This is a genomic window from Acinetobacter sp. F-1, from assembly GCF_022869025.1.
GTDB classification, from domain to species: Bacteria; Pseudomonadota; Gammaproteobacteria; order Pseudomonadales; family Moraxellaceae; genus Acinetobacter; species Acinetobacter pseudolwoffii.
Genome location: NZ_JAJKFX010000012.1, coordinates 51,913 through 72,289 on the forward strand (window position 1 = coordinate 51,913; position 20,377 = coordinate 72,289).

19 protein-coding genes are annotated in these 20,377 nt (G+C 45.8%); 4 read left to right on the plus strand and 15 right to left on the minus strand.

All coding sequences use genetic code 11. The annotated features are described in order from the left end of the window. Positions 1-15: 15 nt before the first annotated feature. The 10 genes from paaK to paaA form a co-directional block, all read right to left on the minus strand. Positions 16-1,308, minus strand: coding sequence for a phenylacetate--CoA ligase PaaK (gene paaK, locus LOZ91_RS11495; protein WP_244783225.1), 1,293 nt, complete (start codon positions 1,306-1,308; stop codon positions 16-18). A gap of 60 nt (positions 1,309-1,368) precedes the next feature. Next, positions 1,369-2,580, minus strand: coding sequence for a 3-oxoadipyl-CoA thiolase (gene pcaF / locus LOZ91_RS11500; protein WP_244783226.1), 1,212 nt, complete (start codon positions 2,578-2,580; stop codon positions 1,369-1,371). An 11-nt stretch (positions 2,581-2,591) separates the two neighbouring features. Beyond that, entirely contained in the window at positions 2,592-4,145 is a 1,554-nt protein-coding gene (locus tag LOZ91_RS11505) for a 3-hydroxyacyl-CoA dehydrogenase (RefSeq protein WP_244783227.1), read from the minus strand. A 3-nt stretch (positions 4,146-4,148) separates the two neighbouring features. Then, the gene (gene paaG, locus LOZ91_RS11510; protein ID WP_244783228.1) at positions 4,149-4,940 is read right to left on the minus strand and encodes a 2-(1,2-epoxy-1,2-dihydrophenyl)acetyl-CoA isomerase PaaG; all 792 of its coding nucleotides are present in this window, start codon (positions 4,938-4,940) and stop codon (positions 4,149-4,151) included. After that, positions 4,940-5,710 carry an enoyl-CoA hydratase-related protein gene (locus LOZ91_RS11515; protein ID WP_244783229.1) on the minus strand — a complete coding sequence of 257 codons (771 nt, stop codon included), beginning with the start codon at positions 5,708-5,710 and terminating at the stop codon, positions 4,940-4,942. Before LOZ91_RS11515 ends, paaG begins: the two co-directional genes overlap by 1 nt. 40 nt (positions 5,711-5,750) lie before the next feature. Then, positions 5,751-6,809, minus strand: coding sequence for a 1,2-phenylacetyl-CoA epoxidase subunit PaaE (gene paaE, locus LOZ91_RS11520; protein WP_244783230.1), 1,059 nt, complete (start codon positions 6,807-6,809; stop codon positions 5,751-5,753). A 75-nt stretch (positions 6,810-6,884) separates the two neighbouring features. Beyond that, complete coding sequence (gene paaD / locus LOZ91_RS11525; protein WP_131269247.1) at positions 6,885-7,385, minus strand: 1,2-phenylacetyl-CoA epoxidase subunit PaaD; 501 nt, start codon at positions 7,383-7,385, stop codon at positions 6,885-6,887. A 28-nt stretch (positions 7,386-7,413) separates the two neighbouring features. Continuing rightward, positions 7,414-8,169 carry a 1,2-phenylacetyl-CoA epoxidase subunit PaaC gene (paaC, locus tag LOZ91_RS11530; protein ID WP_244783231.1) on the minus strand — a complete coding sequence of 252 codons (756 nt, stop codon included), beginning with the start codon at positions 8,167-8,169 and terminating at the stop codon, positions 7,414-7,416. 17 nt (positions 8,170-8,186) lie between these two features. Then, a complete protein-coding gene (gene paaB, locus LOZ91_RS11535) occupies positions 8,187-8,477 on the minus strand; it encodes a 1,2-phenylacetyl-CoA epoxidase subunit PaaB (protein WP_004279183.1) in 291 nt (96 codons plus the stop codon). 33 nt (positions 8,478-8,510) lie between these two features. Further along, entirely contained in the window at positions 8,511-9,455 is a 945-nt protein-coding gene (paaA, locus tag LOZ91_RS11540) for a 1,2-phenylacetyl-CoA epoxidase subunit PaaA (protein WP_005172464.1), read from the minus strand. 262 nt (positions 9,456-9,717) lie between these two features. Here paaA and paaZ point away from each other — a divergent pair, with 262 nt between their 5' ends. The 3 genes from paaZ to LOZ91_RS11555 all read left to right on the plus strand — a co-directional run bounded on the left by paaZ (position 9,718) and on the right by LOZ91_RS11555 (position 14,583). After that, positions 9,718-11,829 (plus strand): phenylacetic acid degradation bifunctional protein PaaZ, encoded by a 2,112-nt coding sequence (paaZ, locus tag LOZ91_RS11545; protein WP_244783232.1) that lies wholly within the window; start codon positions 9,718-9,720, stop codon positions 11,827-11,829. Between the two features lie 193 nt (positions 11,830-12,022). Next, the gene (locus tag LOZ91_RS11550) at positions 12,023-13,462 is read left to right on the plus strand and encodes an MFS transporter (RefSeq protein ID WP_244783233.1); all 1,440 of its coding nucleotides are present in this window, start codon (positions 12,023-12,025) and stop codon (positions 13,460-13,462) included. 185 nt (positions 13,463-13,647) lie between these two features. Continuing rightward, positions 13,648-14,583 carry a tRNA-dihydrouridine synthase gene (locus LOZ91_RS11555; RefSeq protein WP_244783234.1) on the plus strand — a complete coding sequence of 312 codons (936 nt, stop codon included), beginning with the start codon at positions 13,648-13,650 and terminating at the stop codon, positions 14,581-14,583. A gap of 382 nt (positions 14,584-14,965) precedes the next feature. On the opposite strand, the gene LOZ91_RS11560 is transcribed toward LOZ91_RS11555, so the two are convergent. The 3 genes from LOZ91_RS11560 to rpe all read right to left on the minus strand — a co-directional run bounded on the left by LOZ91_RS11560 (position 14,966) and on the right by rpe (position 17,159). After that, a complete protein-coding gene (locus LOZ91_RS11560; protein ID WP_244783235.1) occupies positions 14,966-15,451 on the minus strand; it encodes a methylated-DNA--[protein]-cysteine S-methyltransferase in 486 nt (161 codons plus the stop codon). Between the two features lie 74 nt (positions 15,452-15,525). Beyond that, positions 15,526-15,843 (minus strand): quaternary ammonium compound efflux SMR transporter SugE, encoded by a 318-nt coding sequence (gene sugE, locus LOZ91_RS11565; protein ID WP_005095886.1) that lies wholly within the window; start codon positions 15,841-15,843, stop codon positions 15,526-15,528. A gap of 629 nt (positions 15,844-16,472) precedes the next feature. After that, positions 16,473-17,159, minus strand: coding sequence for a ribulose-phosphate 3-epimerase (gene rpe, locus LOZ91_RS11570; RefSeq protein WP_005172476.1), 687 nt, complete (start codon positions 17,157-17,159; stop codon positions 16,473-16,475). 171 nt (positions 17,160-17,330) lie between these two features. Here rpe and LOZ91_RS11575 point away from each other — a divergent pair, with 171 nt between their 5' ends. Then, positions 17,331-17,609 carry a DUF2218 domain-containing protein gene (locus tag LOZ91_RS11575; RefSeq protein ID WP_005095882.1) on the plus strand — a complete coding sequence of 93 codons (279 nt, stop codon included), beginning with the start codon at positions 17,331-17,333 and terminating at the stop codon, positions 17,607-17,609. Between the two features lie 398 nt (positions 17,610-18,007). On the opposite strand, the gene fghA is transcribed toward LOZ91_RS11575, so the two are convergent. Beyond that, positions 18,008-18,844 carry an S-formylglutathione hydrolase gene (fghA, locus tag LOZ91_RS11580; RefSeq protein ID WP_074384094.1) on the minus strand — a complete coding sequence of 279 codons (837 nt, stop codon included), beginning with the start codon at positions 18,842-18,844 and terminating at the stop codon, positions 18,008-18,010. A 44-nt stretch (positions 18,845-18,888) separates the two neighbouring features. Beyond that, on the minus strand, positions 18,889-20,271 hold the full coding sequence (locus LOZ91_RS11585; protein WP_100534728.1) for a C13 family peptidase: 1,383 nt from the start codon (positions 20,269-20,271) through the stop codon (positions 18,889-18,891). Positions 20,272-20,377: the final 106 nt, after the last annotated feature.

Consider the following 20,377-nt stretch of genomic DNA (forward strand, 5'->3'; position numbering starts at 1 on the left):
TCATCCAATAGTACTTCATGCAGACTTGCGGATATCAAAAACGCGCTGTGCCTTACCTTCAGAGCGTGGCAGACTTCCTTCAGGCAACACTTCGACACTTACCGTGATTCCGACCATGGTTTTAATCTGGCCCTTAAGCTGAGTTGCCAGCTGGTGCGCCATAATGTCACTGCTATCTTTACGCATTTCGGTACGGATATGCAATGTATCCAGATGTCCCTGTTTGCAAATCTGGATTTGGTAGTTCGGAATCAGTTGCTGGATCTGTAAAATCTGCTCTTCAATCTGCGATGGGAAGACATTGACCCCACGGATAATCATCATGTCATCACTACGGCCGACAATCTTGTCCATACGGCGCATGGTACGTGCCGTGCCTGGCAATAAACGGGTCAGGTCGCGGGTACGGTAACGGATCACCGGCATGCCTTCTTTGGTAATAGTGGTAAATACCAGTTCACCTAGCTCACCGTCTGCCAGCACTTCGCCAGTTTCAGGATGAATGATTTCAGGATAAAAATGATCTTCCCAAATGGTTGGGCCATCTTTGGATTCGAGACATTCCATTGCAACACCTGGCCCCATCACTTCAGATAAACCATAAATATCCAGCGCATCAATGCCTAGACGCTCTTCAATTTCCTTGCGCATTTCATTGGTCCATGGTTCTGCACCAAAGACGCCGGTTTTAATTGAACAGTTTTTGGCTGTGCCAAATTTCTTCTCAAGCGCTTCAATAATATTCAGGCAGTAAGAGGGCGTGACCATCAGTGCTGTCGGTTTAAAGTCATGAATCAGTTGTGCCTGTTTATCGGTTTGTCCGCCAGACATTGGGATCACGGTTGCACCCAAGCGTTCAACGCCATAATGCGCGCCTAGACCGCCCGTAAACAGACCATAACCATAAGACACCTGAATGATATCTTTACTGCTCAAACCGGCTGCACGCAGGGAACGCGCCACCACGTCAGACCAGACATTAATATCATTCTGGGTATAACCAACTACGGTCGGCTGACCGGTGGTGCCAGAAGATGCGTGCACACGTACAATCTGTTCCTGTGGCACAGCGAACATGCCAAACGGATAGTTATCACGTAAATCCTGTTTGGTGGTAAACGGGAATTTAGCCAGGTCTTCCAGAGAGTTAAAATCGTCTGGATGCACGCCAGCATCATCAAATTTCTTTTTATAAACCGGACTGTTCTGATAAGCATGTTGCAAAGTCTTTTTCATACGCTGTAGCTGGACACTGCGTAACTCATCAACCGATACTTTTTCAATTTTTTCCATTGCATTGTTATTCATATTCTTACTCCTGACGCAGTCTTCCTGACCACGGTTTAATTCATTGATTGAATGATGTGTTTAATCCATATTTTCTAAAACCAGTGCAACACCTTGACCAACACCGACACACATAGTGCAGAGTGCATATTTTCCATTACGACGTTTCAGTTCTTTCATGGCCGTGATCACCAGACGGGTGCCACTCATACCTAAAGGATGGCCTAAGGCAATAGCACCACCATTCGGGTTGATTCTGGAATCATCGTCTTGCAAGCCGAGTTCACGAATCACAGCCAGCGATTGCGCTGCGAATGCTTCATTCAGCTCAATCACGTCCATCTGCTCCAGACTCAGGCCAGTCTGTTTCAGCACTTTCTGTACCGCTGGCACCGGCCCAATACCCATATATTTAGCTTCGACACCGGCGCTGGCCATCCCGATCACTTTAGCTTTCGGGCTCAAACCATACTGCTCGGCAAACTGCTGATTCCCAAGTAATACGCAAGCCGCCCCGTCATTGACACCCGAAGCATTGCCAGCGGTGACTGAGCCGCCTTCTTTACGAAATGGGGTTTTTAAGGCGGCCAGATTATCCAGCGTCGTCTCTGCGCGCGGATGCTCATCTTGGGAAATGGTCAGAGTGCTTTTCTTCGGACCTTTGACCTCTACTGGCAGAATTTCTTCGGCAAAAATACCCTTCTGCTGGGCTACTGCGGTTTTCTGTTGGCTGTGATAGGCAAACAGGTCCTGGTCTGCACGGCTAATCTGATACTTTTCAGCGACGTTTTCGGCCGTTTCCGGCATGCTGTCAACGCCAAACTGTGCTTTAAATTTTGGGTTGATAAAACGCCAGCCAATTGTCGTATCATAAATTTCAGGGGTACGGCTAAAGGCAGTTGTAGGTTTGGATTGCACGAAAGGCGCTCGGCTCATGGATTCTACGCCACCCGCCAAAATAAACTGTGCTTCACCCGATTTGATGGCACGGGCTGCAATTCCAATGGCATCCAGACCTGAAGCACATAAACGGTTTATGGTGAGTGCTGGAACAGATTCAGGCAACCCTGCGAGTAAAGCAGCCATACGCGCCACGTTGCGGTTATCTTCACCGGCCTGATTGGCACAGCCTAGGATCACTTCATCCAGTTCTGCCCATGGCAAGGTAGGATGCTGATCTTTCAGATATTGAATCGGTAGCGCTGCCAGATCATCAGCACGAATGCTGCTCAGTCCACCGGCATAGCGTCCGATCGGGGTGCGAATTCCAGCAAAAATATAAACCTGTTCCATGATTCTTCCTTTTAGCCAGCAACGCGTAATGGTTGCTGCTGAGTTTTCTGTGCATGTCCCTGCACCGCTTTCTTTGCTAAATATATACTAGTTCTATAGCGGTCTTCACCATAAATACGATACATATTTTCTAAAATTTTTAAAATTGTGTAATATCCAATTTTATCTGCCCATTCGAATGGACCACAAGGATAATTCACGCCATATTTCATAGCAGAATCAATATCTTGTTCTAATGCAATATCATGCAATACCGCTTCACAAGCTTCATTCACTAACATGGCAATACTACGTATAACATAAAGACCTGGATGATCCTTAGACCAAATAGGTATCATATCCATACCTATGAGGAATAGCTCCACTGCCTGGCGCTGTTCAGCACTACACGCAGGCGATGCAACGACTGGAATCGCTTGGGCATTTGTCCAATCTGCATGCCAGTCCATCAACACCACAGACTCATGCGGATAAGCCAGTTCAACCGACTCGCCGAGCGATAATCGCAGGGAAAGATCACCAATCAGGATTTCATTCTGTTCTGCCGCCTGAAAACTCAGCTCTACATGAGAGGCCTGTTTTAAACGTTCAATCAGTGCTGCTGAGTGCAGCCATTCACCTTTTACCGTGACTTTGAGCTTATTCAGCGACTTGGCATAACACACTGGCAATTCATATACAGGTGCAGGCTTGGACTGCGTGTAATCATAAAAACCCTGACCAGACTTGCGGCCATAACAGCCGGCATCGACCAGCTCTTTTTGAATCAAGGATGGGCGGTAGCGTGGTTCATAGAAAAATTCCTGATAGACACTTTGCGTGACCGAGAAATTCACATCCTGCCCAATCAGATCTGTAAGTTCACACGGCCCCATGGCAAAACGGCCACATTCGCGCATGATGTAATCGAGCTGTTCCGGGGTGGTGGCATTTTCCTGCAAGGCACGAAAGGCCTCGGCATAATAAGGTCGTGCGACACGATTGACGATAAAACCGGGGGTCGATTTGGCTCGCACCGGAACCTTGTTCCAGTCCTTCATCAGATCAAATACTGCATCGGCAATCGCTGCTGAGGTTTTCAGTCCGCGGATAATCTCGACCAGTTTCATCACCGGCGCCGGATTAAAGAAATGCAGACCAATCACTCGCTCTGGATGTGGAATCGCCGAGGCAATGGCGGTAATGGAAATCGAAGAAGTATTGGACGCAAAAATCGTCTGTTCCGGGCAAATGGTATCCAGCTGTTGAAACAGGTTTTGTTTGACTTCTTTCTTCTCTACAATGGCTTCAATAATTAAGCCCGCATCGGCAAGCTGCTGAATATCCTCTGCCACAATCAGATTGGCGAAAGTACTTTCCAGCAATTGCTGGGTCATTTTGCCATTCTGTACGCGCTTACTGAGCTGTGCCTCTAAAGCAGTTAAGGCACTCTGAACTTTGCTGCGATCGAGGTCAAACACATAAGTCGGATGCCCGTGCATGGCCGCCAGTTGCGCAATCCCGATGCCCATGGTTCCAGCACCGACCACAGCAACTTTGACTTGCTCTAAATTGATCTGTTGCATGATTTAGCATCCTTTATATTCAGGGGTACGTTTCTGCATAAAGGCTTGTACACCTTCTTTATAATCGCTTGAACGTCCAGCCAGACGTTGCAGGTCACGCTCCAGAATGAGCTGCTCATCCAGATTATTGTCGGCTGCGGCATGAATGGCTTTTTTGATTAGTGACAGGCCATAAGTCGGTTGCTTGGCCAAATGCTCGGCCAGTTTTTTCGCTTCCACTTGCAGTTGCTCATCTTCAACCATCTGCCAGATCATGCCGAGCTGTACTGCGCGCTCAGCCGGAATTTTATCACCGAGCATCGCCAGACCCATTGCCTGAGCACGCCCGACCAGACGCGGCAGGAACCAGGTACCGCCTGAATCTGGCACTAAGCCAAGACGGCAGAAGGCCTGAATAAAGGAAGCAGATTTTGCTGCCACTACAATGTCACACGCCAAGGCGATATTGGCGCCTGCCCCTGCCGCCACACCATTTACCGCACAAATCACCGGTTTTGGCATTTCAGTAATCAGTTTGATTAAAGGGTTGTAATATTTTTCAATCGACAGACCTAAGTCCGGTGCATCGGCATTTGGATCGACCACACGATCATTCAAATCCTGACCGGCACAGAAACCACGGCCTTCAGCTGAAATCACTACGGCACGAATCTGGCTGTCTTTGGCCCAGGCCTTGATGACCTTGGAGACTTCCTGATGCATGGTTTCATTAAAGCTGTTGAGCTGTTTTGGACGGTTAAAGGTCAGGTAGCCCACTGCATTTTTTTCTTCGACAATAATTGTTTGATAATCCATTACACACCTCTAAATTCTGGTTTTCTTTTTTGTAAAAATGCATTGATGCCTTCCTGGCGATCTTGGGTCGCCGCCAACCAGACAAAATGCTGACGTTCCAATTTCAATCCCTGACTTAAAGTCACTTCATGAATCGACTTTAAAGATTGCTTGATGGCGCGAATGGCCAGCGGTGCCTGCTTGGCAATTTTTTCTGCCAGTTCCAGTGCGTATTGCACGGTCAGTCCTGCCGGACAGATCTGGCTGCTAATGCCATGTTGCAATGCAGTCTGTGCCGAAATCATTTCACCGGTCATGGCCCAGCGCATCGTCAATTGCTGACCCACCAGGCGGGCCAGGCGCTGTGTTCCACCCGCACCCGGCAGCATGCCCAATCCAATTTCAGGCAAGGCAAACTGGGCATTTTCACCCGTTAAAATCATGTCACCATGCAAAGCCAACTCCAAACCTGCACCAAGGGCATAACCATTCACGGCCATGATTAAAGGCTTGGAGAATTCATCAATTTTTTTCCACAGCAGTGGGCGCTGATCTTGCTGAATGCTGACTACATCAAGCTGCACCAGTTCATTCAGATCGGCACCGGCAGCAAAGCATTGCGTATTTCCGGTGATGACCACGGCTTTCACAGCAGCATCTGTTTCCAAGTCTTGTAAACAGGCTGCAATGTATTGCAAGGTGGCATTGTTTAAGGCATTACGCTTTTCCGGGCGATTCAGCTCAATCAGTACTACACCTGGCTTGGGTGAGCTGGTTTTAATGTAGGTCATCCTTGAACTCCTGCTGTTCTCAGTGCTGTAAATTCAGCTTTTATTCATCAAAACTCAGACGTACATTGGCTGTGGTCGGACGTGCCTGACAGCTCAGCACATAACCTTTCTGGATTTCGTCTTCTTCCAGGCTGTAGTTGACTGCCATTTCGACCTGACCTTCCAGCACCTTACATTTACAAGTCGCACAAACACCGCCCTTACAGGCATAAGGTAAGTCCGCTCCGGCACGTAGCGCAGCATCTAAAATACTGTCATCCTGTTTGGAGACTTCCACAATCAACTCGCGACCATCGAGGATGATATTGACGCGTTCTTCACTGCGGCTTTCCATCTGCTGTGCGGTTGCTCGTGGTGCAGTACCGGTATTAAAACGTTCGGTATGAATCTTGCTGCGCTGAATTCCCCAAGTCGGTAATACAGTTTCCACCGCCGTCATCATTTCTTCAGGGCCACAGGCAAAACAGTGATCGGCTTCAGCAGAAATCAGATTGGCCTGAAACAGCTGCTGCAATTTATCTGCGTTGATACGCCCGTTAAAAATCTCGCTATCATTCAATTCACGGGAAAAAATATTTACCAGTTGCAGACGCTCTTTAAAACGATCTTTCAGATCCATGATCTGTTCAGAAAACATGGTCTGTTTCCAAGAACGATTGCCATAGACCAAAGTAAATGTGGCTTCCGACTGACGGTTTAAAACCGACTTCACAATGGATAAGATCGGGGTAATGCCACTGCCTGCTGCAAAACCTAAATAATGTTGACCGCCTGCCTTGGCTGCTTTTTGAAAGAACACCCCTTGCGGCGGCATCACTTCTAAGACATCGCCTGCTTTCAAATGATCATTGGCCCAAGTCGAGAACTGACCCTGATCAATTTTTTTAATCGCAATACTCATATCTTCCTGAGTATCACTGCAGATTGAGTAACAGCGGCGCAGCTCGCCGTCATCGCTTAAATGGCGGATGGTGAGATGCTGACCTGGCTGATATTGGAAAGCATCAAACTGCTCAGGTGCGAGATCAAAGGCAATGCAGATCGCCTGCTCGGTTTGTGGCTGAATCGATTTAATGGTTAATGGTATAAATTGGCTCATGGCAAAATCCTTCTTTTAGGTGGCGGTGTTCAGGCTTGTTATTGGTTTACCCTGCCCACCGCGCAATCGTTACAATTAAATACATTTGAAATAGTCAAAAGTTTCTAAGCAGTCCCGACATTGATATAAAGCTTTACAGGCGGTCGAACCAAATTCACTTAATAATTTGCTGTTATTACTTAAGCACTGTGGACAGGTAATGCCATCTGTTAAAGCGACATGCGTGCCGCAGCTATGTGACTGGCCTTGCGGCGGGGCAATACCATACTGCTGTAATTTGTGTTTGCCCGATTCACTCATCCAGTCCGTGGTCCAAGCTTCAGACAGATCGACAATCACTTTGACTGGCGTCAAACCGTTCGCCTCGAAAGCCTGGGTAATTTCTGCTTTTAATAAATCCGTGGCCGGACAGCCGCTATAGGTCGGCGTGAGTCGCACCACAATTTCATCCTGCTGATTCAGCTCGACGCCACGAATCATGCCCAGATCAATCACCGATAATACTGGAATCTCTGGATCAGAAACCTGCTGCAAAACGTCCCAACATTGATCTTCTACGTGTCTAATCAGATTCATGCGACTCACTCCCTGTGATTGTGCCGAATTACCAGTTCATGTTTGGATATGAGCGCTGCATATATTGCAGTTCGGCCAAAACAAAACCGAGATGCTCTGTATGTAAACCCTGTTTAGCCCCACTCCGATAAGCACCCAGCTCTGGTAGGGTGAGTTCAAATCGAGTTAACTCGGCTGTAATTGTTTCCAGCCACTGGACTTTTAAGTTTTCAATATTCGGAATTACACCGGTATCGACTAGTTGTTTTTCAGCTGCCGTCAGGACAAAAAGCTCTTCGGTAAAACGCCATAACTGGTTTAAACCTTGCTGGGTTTTCTCGTGGGCTTCTGCTGTACCTAAACTTAGGCGCTCCATCCAGGTGGTTGAAAAACGCTGGTGATATTTCACTTCTTTGAGTGATTTCACTGCAAAAGCCGCCAACTCAGCATGCTGACTTTGACTTAAGACGCTAAACAATAAAGCGTGGTAGTGATCCATCAACCACTGGCGCACCAGGGTCTGGGCAAAGTCACCATTCGGCTGTTCACACAGCAGCAAATTACGGTATTCACGTTCGGTACGGAAATAAGCCAGCTTGTCTTCATCACGGCCCTGTCCTTCCACTTCACCCGCCAGACTGAGGGCAGTACGTGCCTGACCCAATAAATCCAGTCCGATATTGGCTAAGGCAATATCCAGCTCCAGTTCAGGTGCATGACCACACCACTCTGCCAAACGATGAGACAGGATCAGTTGACTGTCACCCACATGTAAAAGAAATTCTGCCAATACTTGATTTGTCATATTCTTCACCTTTCCCTTTACATATGCTCGATGCCAGCTGGAATGTTATAAAAGGTTGGATGGCGATAAACCTTGTCCAAAGCGGGTTCAAAAAATTCTGCTTTTTCATCTGGCTGTGAAGAGGTAATCAATTCAGATTTCACCACCCAGATACTGATCCCTTCATTGCGGCGGGTATATACATCGCGGGCATTTTGTAGTGCGACTTCCTCATCCGGTGCACGCAGGCTGCCGACATGACGGTGACTTAGACCCTGTTTACTACGCACAAACACTTCATAAAGTGACCAGTTATTTTTGTTATTCATGAGCAAATTTCCTTATATTGATCAAACTATTTTTTAAGCAACTTTTTGTGCTGCTGACTGTTGCTGCTGTTTCTGCGCATAGACTGCTGCTGAATCACGTACCCACTTGCCGCCTTCCCAGGCTTTGCGACGTGCTTCGATACGCTCATGGTTACACGGTCCCTTGCCTGCAAGAATCGCAAAAAACTCATCCCAATTGATTTCACCAAATTCGTAATGTCCGGTTGCTTCATTGAATTTGAGGTCTGGATCTGGAACGGTTAAACCCAGCTGTAAGACTTGCGATACGGTGTTATCGACAAATTTCTGACGTAGCTCATCGTTGCTGAATAATTTAATTTTCCACTGCATGCTTTGTGCACTGTTCGGTGAATTATCATCACTTGGACCAAACATCATCAGTGCCGGCCACCAGAAACGGTTCACGGCATCCTGTGCCATCTGCTTTTGTTCCGGCGTACCATTGGCCAGTTCCATCATGGCTTCAAAGCCCTGACGCTGATGGAAACTTTCTTCTTTACACACACGCACCATGGCACGTGCATAAGGACCATAAGACGTACGGCACAGCGCAACCTGATTGACAATTGCTGCACCATCCACCAGCCAGCCAATCGCGGCAACATCGGCCCAGCTCAGGGTTGGATAGTTAAAAATTGAAGAATATTTCATGCGACCGGCAATCAGTTTATCCATCATGTCGTCACGATCCGCACCCAGGGTTTCTGCAGCACTGTACAGATACAACGCATGACCGGCTTCATCCTGAACTTTTGCCATCAGCACGGCTTTACGTTTTAAGGTCGGTGCACGGGTAATCCAGTTGCCTTCCGGCAACATCCCCACCACTTCAGAGTGTGCATGCTGACCAATCTGACGAATTAAAGTTTTACGATAAGCCTCCGGCATCCAGTCCTTCGGCTCGATGGAAATATCCTTTTCAATCTTTTGATCAAAGATTTGTTGTTGATTATTCATTGTTCCCTCACTTATCCCAAGTGTTGATACACTCAAATTAAAACGATACAAAATTAAAATCAATATCTATTTGTTTGTATCATTTAATTTTTATTGCTTACTTTTAATAAATAATTGTTTTATATAGTTTAATATTTTTTATTTTATTCTTAATCATTTTTAAACACAGATTTATGATTGACATTTTCACTTTTTCAACACAAATTATGAAACATCAAAATTAAAATACATCTCAAAACGTATCATAAATGGAGTTTTTACCATGTTAGAGTTAGACAGCAACTCAAGCACAATGGATTATCAATATACTGAATCAACTCATAATCCTATTGCCATCAAAAGCTTAGCTTCACTGGTGTACGGCCAGGAATACACAGCGCAAGCCGATTTACGTACGGTTTATCATGCCATTAGCGGTGAAGCGGTTTATCAGGTCGGCAGTCAGGGCATCGATACCCAAGCTGTAGTCAAGTATGCCAAACAAAAAGGCGCGACTATCGCCACATGGACCTTCCATCAACGTGCCAATGCACTGAAGCAAGTGGCACAGTATTTGATGGAGCGCAAAGAAGACTTTTATGAACTTGCCAAGGCGACCGGCTGTACCCGTAAAGATGCCTGGATTGATATTGAAGGCGGGATTGGCACCTTATATGCCTATTCGAGTTTGGTGCGTCGTGAACTGAGTGATGAAACAGCATGGGTCGAAGATGCCTGGATTCCTCTTTCTAAGCAAGGTAGCTTTGGCGCGAAACATATTCTGACGCCGAAAGCCGGTGTTGCCGTGCATATCAATGCCTTTAACTTTCCAATCTGGGGCATGCTGGAGAAAATCGCACCTACACTGTTGGCAGGCGTACCCTGTATTGTCAAACCGGCGACCGAAGGTGCCGAGCTGACCCATGCCGTGGTCAAAGCCATTCATGAAAGCGGTTTCTTGCCAGAAGGTTCATTGCAGCTCATTTGCGGACAGGTTTATGATTTGTTTGATTATTTAAATCCTCAGGATACGGTCACCTTTACCGGTTCTGCATCAACCGGGCAAAAACTGCGTTCGCATCCACACTTAAATGCCTACTCGATTCCATTCACCATGGAAGCAGACTCGGTCAACAGTGCAATTTTGACGGCGCAAGCCAATGATGAAACGATTGATTTATTTGTCCGTGAAGTTTTCCGTGAAATGACCTCTAAAGCCGGACAAAAATGTACCGCAATTCGTCGTGCGTTCATTCCGGCTGAACTTTTGGACACCGTACAAAGTCGCCTGATTGAAAAATTGAAAAAAGTGGTTGTCGGTGACCCTGCTCAAGAAGGTGTCAGCATGGGCGCTTTGGCCAGCGTCAAACAGAAACATGATGTCGCGGCAAAAGTTGAACAGCTCAGCCAGGATGCAGAGATCGTATTCGGTAGCCACTTGCGTCAGGACTTTAAGATTCAAGTACAAAGCGCTGAAAAGTCTGCATGCTATCCACCGACAGTTTTGGTATGCAAAGTGCCAGCTCAGGCAGAAAATATCCATAAGATTGAAGCCTTTGGACCTGTAGTGACTTTAATGCCATATACTGACCTGGCTCAGCTTGCAGACTTGGTCGCACGCGGTGAAGGCAGCTTGGTTGCCTCCATCGTACGCAATACCGATGAAAATATTGAACAACTGCTCAGCAAAATTGCACCATGGCATGGACGTGTCCATATTCTGGATGCAGAAAGTGCCAAAGAAAGTACCGGACATGGTTCGCCATTGCCTTTACTGGTGCATGGTGGGCCAGGACGTGCCGGTGGCGGTGAAGAACTCGGTGGCTTACGTGCTGTCAAACATTATATGCAACGTACTGCGATTCAAGGCTCGCCAAATGCCATGACTCAGGTCGGCCATAGCTGGACGGCTGGAGCTCAAGTCTTTGAAGACCGCGTGCATCCTTTTAAAAAATCATTTGATGAATTGCGTATTGGCGAGCGCTTACTGACTGCACGACGTAGCGTGACCGAAGCAGATCTGGTGAATTTCGGCTGCCTGAGTGGTGATCACTTCTATGCGCATATGGACAAGATTGCTGCGGCAGAATCCCTGTTTGGTGAGCGTGTTGCCCATGGCTATTTTGTGGTATCTGCCGCGGCCGGTTTATTCGTTGATGCCGCTCAGGGTCCCGTCATTGCCAACTATGGCATGGACAACTTGCGCTTTGTAGAACCGGTGAAAATTGGCGATACCATTCAGGTAGAATTGACCTGTAAGCAGAAAACTCCAAAAGCACTGCGCGATCCAGCACAGAAACCACATGGTGTCGTGGTCTGGGATATTAAAGTGAAAAACCAGCGCAATGAACTGGTTGCAACCTACGATATTTTAACGCTGGTTGAACGTGGCTAAAAATTCACACCAAAAAAAGGAATCATTATGATTCCTTTTTTTTGTATTTAAAAATTATTTGTATCTATTCTTAAAAACAGATTGACGCCTATCCATTTAGCCTCTAGATTAATTAAATGCGATACAACATAAAAACAACAAGCAAATTAAAAGTATCAAATAAATATCTCAAACGATCAGCACAGGATGTTGCATGATGAATGATAAATCGCTGAACCTAGAAATGGTTGAAAGGACGATTCAACCGCCAAATCAAAGTTTTGAGCCTACACCAGCAGAAACGGCCGTGCCGCTGTCTGAACAGATTGAACCGCCACCGGAAAGCAGCACCTACCAATGGTATGTGGTGGTCATTTGTATGATGGCTTACATTCTGTCATTTGTAGACCGTCAAATTTTATCGCTCATGATTGAACCGATTAAAGCCGACTTAATGCTGAGCGATACCCAGTTTAGTCTGTTACAGGGTCTAGCCTTCTCCTTGTTTTATGCCATTATGGGCCTGCCCATTGCCGCACTGGCGGATCAAAAGTCCCGGATTAAAATCATTGCGACCGGGATTGCTTTCTGGAGTCTTGCCACAGCGGCCTGTGGTCTCAGTAAAAACTTTATTCAAATGTTTATTGCACGTTTGAGTGTCGGTGCCGGTGAAGCTGCGCTTTCCCCTGCCTTTTATTCAATTGTTGCCGATTTATTTCCGAAAGATAAATTAGGCCGCGCACTCGGGGTATATGCGATTGGTGCCTTTATTGGTTCGGGCTTAGCTTTCCTGATTGGCGGCTATGTGATTGGCCTGCTCAAAGATGTCAGCTTCGTAGCTTTACCCCTCATTGGTGAAGTGAAAACCTGGCAACTCACCTTTATGATTGTCGGTCTACCGGGCGTATTGTTGGCCCTGCTCATGGTGCTGACGGTGCGTGAACCTGCACGTAAGGGTATGAAAGTCGGTCAGGATGGCCAGGTCATTAAAGCATCTTTCAAGAATTCGATCGGTTTTATCAAGACACATAAAAAGACCTTCTTCTGTCATTTTATTGGTTTTTCTTTTTATACCATGATGTTGTATTCGCTGCTGGGCTGGGCACCTGCCTATTACATGCGTAATTTCGGCCTGGATGCGAGTCAAACCGGTTATATCCTGGGTACGATTATTCTAGTCGCGAATACTTCGGGTGCCTTGTTCTGTGGCTGGCTGATCGACTTTTTCTCGAAACGTGGCTATAGCGATGCTGCAATTCGTACCGGTGCCATTGGCTGTGCGGCGCTGATTATTCCGAGTGTGCTGTTTACTCAGGTCGATAATATGCAGCTTTCATTTGCGCTGATTTTTGTGGCGATGTTCTTCTCCACTTTCCCGATTCCTGCATCGGCAGCTGCCACGCAAATGCTGACACCAAACCAGCTACGCGCACAGGTATCTGCCAAGTTCCTGCTGGTTTCAAACCTGATTGCCTTAGGCGTCGGAACCACCGCTGTGGCGTTGATCACGGATAAATATTTCCAGAATACCCTGATGGTCGGCAATTCGATCTCAATCGTCAATGCGATTGCCGGATTGATTGGCTGCTTCCTGTTGTACAAGGGCTGTCAGTATTATCGTGAGAGTATGAAAGTCGAGAAACTGGCTGATTAAAATGGCTGGATATCGATAAACCTTCTTAAGCTTCTCTTTTAAAGGCCTTTAATTCACATTAAGGGCCTTTTTATATCAGCCCAAAAAGTTCAATTTTCAGGTTCTCAGATTTCAATTCCCATCCAGCCTAGACACGCTGCCTAAAAAAACGTATAACACCGTTTTAAATTTACAGGTGTGCACCGTTGAAACTTGTGCTTGCTCCCATGGAAGGCTTAACCGATCCGATTATGCGTGATGTGCTGACATCCGTAGGTAGCTTTGACTGGTGCGTGACCGAGTTTATTCGTGTCACCGATTCCCTTCTACCCGATCATGTTTATCATACTTACTGCCCTGAACTGTTGAATGATGGCAAGACGGCGGCAGGTACGCCGGTACATGTGCAGTTTCTGGGAAATAATCCGGAGATGCTGGCAGTGAATGCCGCCAAAGTGGCGGCAATGGGCGCACCGGCAATTGACATGAATTTTGGTTGTCCGGCCAAAACCGTGAACCGTCATCGTGGTGGCTCAGTTCTACTCGATGAACCTGAAGTCGTGCATGAGCTGGTTAAAGCCGTGCGTGATGCAGTGCCTGCACATATTCCGGTTTCCGCAAAAATGCGCCTGGGTTATATGGACCGCAATTTCATGCTGGAAAATGCGCATGCCATTGAAGATGCCGGTGCAGCCTGGGTCACCGTTCATGCACGCACCAAAGCCGATGGCTATACTCCACCCGCTTTTTGGGACCAGCTACAACCGATTCGTGAAGCATTGAAAATTAATGTGATTGCCAATGGTGAAATCTGGAATAATGCCGATGCCAAACAGTGCCGTCTGGAATCCGGTTGTGAAGACCTGATGATTGGCCGTGGTGCAGTGACCACACCCGACCTGACCCAATGTATCCGTCAAAATTCAGATGCACCTTTGATGAACTGGAATGAATTGCTGCAACTGCAAATTCGTTTTATCAACGGCCCAGCCAAAACTGAAATCGGGATGGTCGGTCGTTACAAGCAATGGCTCGGCATGATGTCGAAACATTATCCTGAAGCCAAAGCCTTATGGGATGAAGTCAAACGGATTAAAGTTCTGGCCGAGATTACCGAAAAACTGAAAGCTTCAAATATTTAAATAAAAAAAGCCTTTGAATGATTCAAAGGCTTTTTTTATGGGCTCGTAAAAAACTTATGACTGCTTATGCTGCTTTGAATACCGCTTCGAAATAAATCCAATCACAAAGTATGGATAGATTAATTTCCACTAGCAGAACCTCCATATTCTAAATTCTAATTTTTCATTTCTTTTAAACTTTTAGATATTAAAGTTCTTTCATGAATCATTTTTTATAATCACTACAAAGAAAATTCCCTCTTCTTGTAGGAGAGGGCTAGGGAGAGGTTTTTACCCCCTCATCCCCTTGCGAAGCAGTGCTTCTTATCCTAGAGGGAGAAGAAACTTTTAATATTCATTTAAAAATGAATAGAACGATCATTTTTTGATTTATAAAAGAGACCTATGAATGCGTCCGCTCAATATTTAACAGGATTTCTTTTTTATCTAAACCACCGGCAAATCCTACCAGCTTGCCACTGCGACCAATCACCCGGTGACAGGGTGCAATAATCGAAATCGGGTTTTTCCCGTTGGCTGCACCCACGGCACGCACTGCTTTAACATTACCTACCTGCTCGGCAATATCGCGATAGCTTCGGGTCTGGCCATAAGGAATATTCAGCAGAGCCTGCCAGACTTTTTTCTGAAAATCGGTTCCGGCAAAGTCCAAAGGCAAGTCAAAAACATTGCGCTGACCAGCAAAATACTCCTGAAGCTGGCGTCTGGTTTCAATCAATAGCGGATGCTGCAGATCTTCCACCAAGGTCGCCAGTTTCACCCGATTCGGCTGTTCACAATCCCAAAGCACAGCTACCAGTGCGGTGTCATTCGCGACCAGTCGTAACTGACCGACTGGAGAATCCATATAGAGATAACTTAAGTTCATGCTTACACCCTGTCCCGGATCAGCGGAGTTTATTTTCTATTTTAACTCAGTTCACCGAGACAGGCTGAAACAAATTATGAAGAAGATACTTTCATCAGCACCAGACCGGAAATAATCAATACTGCAGCCAGCATACGCATGGCCGATGTCGGCTCACCCAGAACTAAAATCCCGATCAGAAATGAACCCACAGCCCCGATTCCGGTCCAGATCACGTAAGCTGTGCCTAATGGCAAAGTACGCATGGCATAGGCCAGTAAGGCAAAGCTGAGAATCATAAAGAAAATGGTGATGATACTTGGCGTTAATCGGGTAAATCCTTCGGACAATTTCATGGAATATGCCCAAACGATTTCAAAAACACCTGCGAATATAAGTGCAATCCAGGCCATGCAGCCCTCCTCTTTTATCTAAGAATCAGGCCGTCCTGACGATTTTTCCTGTGCATTTCAGCATGAAATAGACAAGGGAGGTCGTTCCTCCTACCTATAAAAAATTTTATAAAACCAGATTACGCACACCTGATTATTTTTACAAAACATGACTCTTAGAGATGCAACTTAACCTGATCTTACTCAAATCTTCAAGACATTTGTCGCTGCTGTTATTATGGTAGATATTCAAAATGATCATTCAGAAATAGCCCCTATGATCAGGCAAATTCAGCAACAACAATTTCACAAAAATAAGTGCAGCATATCAAGTTATACACATCCATTAAATTTAAATAACGAGCAAAGAGACTACACAATGAAATACAATTTTAATACCTATTGATCACTTTTTATTTAACATGATTATGAACCTGTGATGAATAAACGACCCCTAAACAAGAGGGGTTTGAAGGTATAAAAAGAACCAAATATGAGTTCTTTTTATACAAATTTCGTCTAAGGCATAATCAATCTGGCTACAAATGATCACATTTTACACAACATATCCATATGGTTACCCACATGGATATCTACACACTTATCCATAAAGTTATCCACATATTTATGTGCATACTACTTTTTAGCGATTAGAGTTGAACCTGACCGACTTTGGCTAATTCTGCACGCATTTCATCAATTACAGCTTTATAATCCGGCTTGCCAAAAATAGCAGATCCAGCGACAAACATATCCGCACCCGCTTCGGCAATTGCACGAATATTGCTTGGGGTAACACCGCCATCGACTTCCAGCTGAATATCACGCCCTGAAGCATCGATCAGTTTACGGGCCTGACGCAGTTTATCCAAAGTCATCGGAATGAATTTCTGTCCACCAAAACCCGGGTTCACACTCATCAACAGAATTTGATCTACTTTATCTAATACATAATCCAGATAATGTAGCGGTGTGGCCGGGTTAAAGACTAAACCGGCTTTTGCACCACCCGATTTGATCAACTGTAAAGAACGGTCAATATGGTCAGATGCTTCCGGGTGGAAGGTAATGATATCGGCACCTGCTTCAAGGAAATCCCCGATCATACGATCTACCGGTTTCACCATCAAATGCACATCAATCGGGGCTTTGATCCCATAGTTTTTCAATGCCTTACAAACGCCTGCACCAAAAGTCAGATTCGGTACATAATGATTATCCATCACATCAAAATGAACAACATCTGCCCCTGCTGCCAAGACGTTCTCGACTTCTTCACCTAATCGGGCGAAATCGGCAGATAAAATTGAAGGTGCAATTAAATATGGCTTGGACATGGGAGAACCTGGCTAGCTAAAATTGGATTTTTCTCATTATAACAAATCCAGTCCGGCTACTGTGACCTTGATGTTGCAAGAATAAAACGCTGTGTAACGCTTTAAGGCTTATGAATGCCTTTCAATTTGGTTTAAAGTCCTGACAAGGATAAAAAGTTTAGAGGAGTAAGAATGCAAAGTACCGCCCAGATCCAGACTCAACAGGCGCAGCGCCTTGCGAAACGCCTGGCCAATCACTGGAAGCATAAGTTTACCATCGAAGAAACAGACCAGCAGTTCCTGATTCATTTTCCGAGTGCAGAGCTGATGTTAATTCCTCAGACTGAGCACTTGCTGGTGACCATCCAAAGTAGCGATGAATCTACCGATTTCGATAAACTGGAAAATGTGGTTCTGGATCATCTCATTCGCATGGGACAGGAAGATTTAACAGCAGACTGGCAAAGATAAGCGATAAAAAGCCCTGTTATTCAGTAATGCCAGTCAGTTAAGGAATTGACTGGCATTTTATTTTTCAAATTCATGATTATATCTGATAGATAGAAAAGTCATCCGCAACTGTTTGAGGCAGGACTACATTTAAAAATGATTGTTTCTGCGACAAGCTTACTAGTCGATGGTGGCTGACGAGTTTTGCGGTGAGGAGTGTTGCTCCGCAAGATGCCTTCCTTGCGAAGCTTCGCTTCTCATTTGGGCGAAACCAAAGTAACAAATAATTTACAAGAATTTGATTTATAAAATTAATACTCCGCTGTGAGTGACTAAAAAATTAAAGAGTCTATTTCTAAACTCCTTAACTGATCAACATTACTGTTATTCAGGGCTTTTTTGTGCCAGCAGTTTTGAGTTTAAGGCTGAAGCTGTACCGCATGAAACTGTAGATGGTCATCCATAAAACTTTGAATAAAGTAATAGCCATGATCATAACCCTGATGTTCACGCAAGGTCAGCGACTGGTTCACGACATCACAGGCCTGCTGGAACAGCGCCGGATTCAGCTGGCTATAGAACTGGTCTGAAAAACCCTGATCAATCAGGATGTCAGCGAATAAGGCCCCTTTCTCTTTAACCAGTGCAGTCGCATCATGCTTGAGCCATTCTTCACGGTTTTCACCCAGATAATTCGAGAAAGCTTTGTCTCCCCAAGGACATTGGCTTGGTGCACAGATCGGTGCAAAAGCCGAAACTGAACTAAATTTTTCTGGATATTTAAAAGCCAGAGTTAATGCACCATGTCCTCCCATACTGTGACCGAATATGCCAATCTTACCCGACTGAATCACAAACTCTTCAATGACCAGCGCATAGAGTTCATCGACGATGAAGCTTTCCATCTGATAATGTTCAGCCCACGGCGCTTCGGTGGCATTGATATAAAAACCTGCTCCCTGACCGATATCCCAGTGATCGCCTTCTGCCACAGCTTCACCGCGTGGCGATGTATCCGGTGTGATTAAAATCAGGCCCAATTGTGCTGCCAGACGCTGCGCATGTGCCTTAATCGCAAAGGTTTCCTCGGTACAGGTCAAGCCTGCCAGATAAAACAATGCCGGACAGCTATGACCTTCTAGGGCTTGAGGCGGCAGATAAATACCAAATTTGGTGGATGTTTTCAGTACTTTCGAATCAAAGCGATAAATCCGCTGTTCACCTTCAAAGCTTCTATTGTTCTGTACGAGTTCCATGGCATATTCCTTATGATTGCAGCATATCTGCTGATGACATTGATCTAAGGTGATTGTGTCATTGTACTGGTTTGCGGAAATAAACGTTGTTCCAGCTGTGGCAACATCAATTGCATATTCTTGCCAATCACCCATTGCGGCTCTGAAGGCTCAAAGCCTTGTGCTGATTCCCATTTTGCTACGGTATCTCTGGCCTGTTCGAACGCGGCTTGCAGACTGCTATTTTCACGCATCGCTTCATCAAAGAATGCACGGCCAAAATAGGTATAATCCGCTTCATTGGAGCAGCCAAAAGACTGACGGTCAGCTGCCGAAGCCGTAACCACCAGGGTATTGTCATTCTGCAGGGCCGAAGCAAAGCTGCCGGAAAAACAGGCCGAGATCACAATCACACGCCAGCGAATGCCTGCTGCATCCAGTGTTTCACGTAACCATTTTGGATCGACCTGGGCCAAATCCAGCGGCGCATTTTCCATTTCAAACACATTTGGCAGACCATGAGAGGTCATATATAAAAATAACACATCACTTTCACGGTTCATCTGCTGGCCCATACGGCGCAATGCCAGTTCCATACTGGTTTTGGAGGCAATCGGCAGGGTGGTACGTGTCGCCGGATGATTGACCAAAGCAATAGAACGGCCATAAGTGCCAAAACGGGTATCAAACTGCTCTTTAATCCGCTCGATTTCAGAATGAAATACATCCTGATAACTTGCGCCCGCCACGCCCATAAAATACCAGTGCGATTGGGCAAATTCACCGTATTCGATATTTTCCAGGGCTTTATTCAGCAAAATTGGCTGCGCATAAAATGCATCTTCGGCAAAGCTCGGTGGAATTTCTTCGACTTTCCAGATCGGTTGATCTTTGACTGAAATTTGCCAGACCACCAGCGTAAACAGGGTCGCCAGCATAATCAGCGCACGCTCCCACCAAGGCCATTTTAATTCACGTGAAATTACCCAGACCACAGCCAGACTTTGCCAGACAAATAACATGACAAACAGGGTCGGAATATAGTCATAGAGGATATAAGGCAGATAGTCCAGATCGCCCAGATATTGAATCAGGCACTGGAACAGCATGATATGGGTATCTAAAACCAACCATAACAATGCCGGCACCAGCATCAAACGCAGGTTATTGATCCGTTGCGACAGAAAGATACCCACAATCAGCGCAATAAAAGGCCAAAGTGCATAACTAATCAGACCTTGAGAGTTAAAATCTCCCATACGGCCTGAACTGAGCCAGCTAAATAGGCTGTTGGCACAACCACCCAGAATCCCCCAGAACACCAATTGCATGATCGATGGACGAACCAGTTGCAATGAACGCCGAGATCCCAGAAATAACCACATCCCGGCAATTTGGTTGCTCTTAAAATCGTGCCAAAAATTAATGGAGGGTTTAAAGTCGATCATAGAATTTCAAGGAGATCAGTGGCTCGCTAAGGTGCTGAATAAGTTTATGCTTGATAACGGTTTTATCAATGCCAATTGTTAAATATACAACAAATCCTTGCTTAAT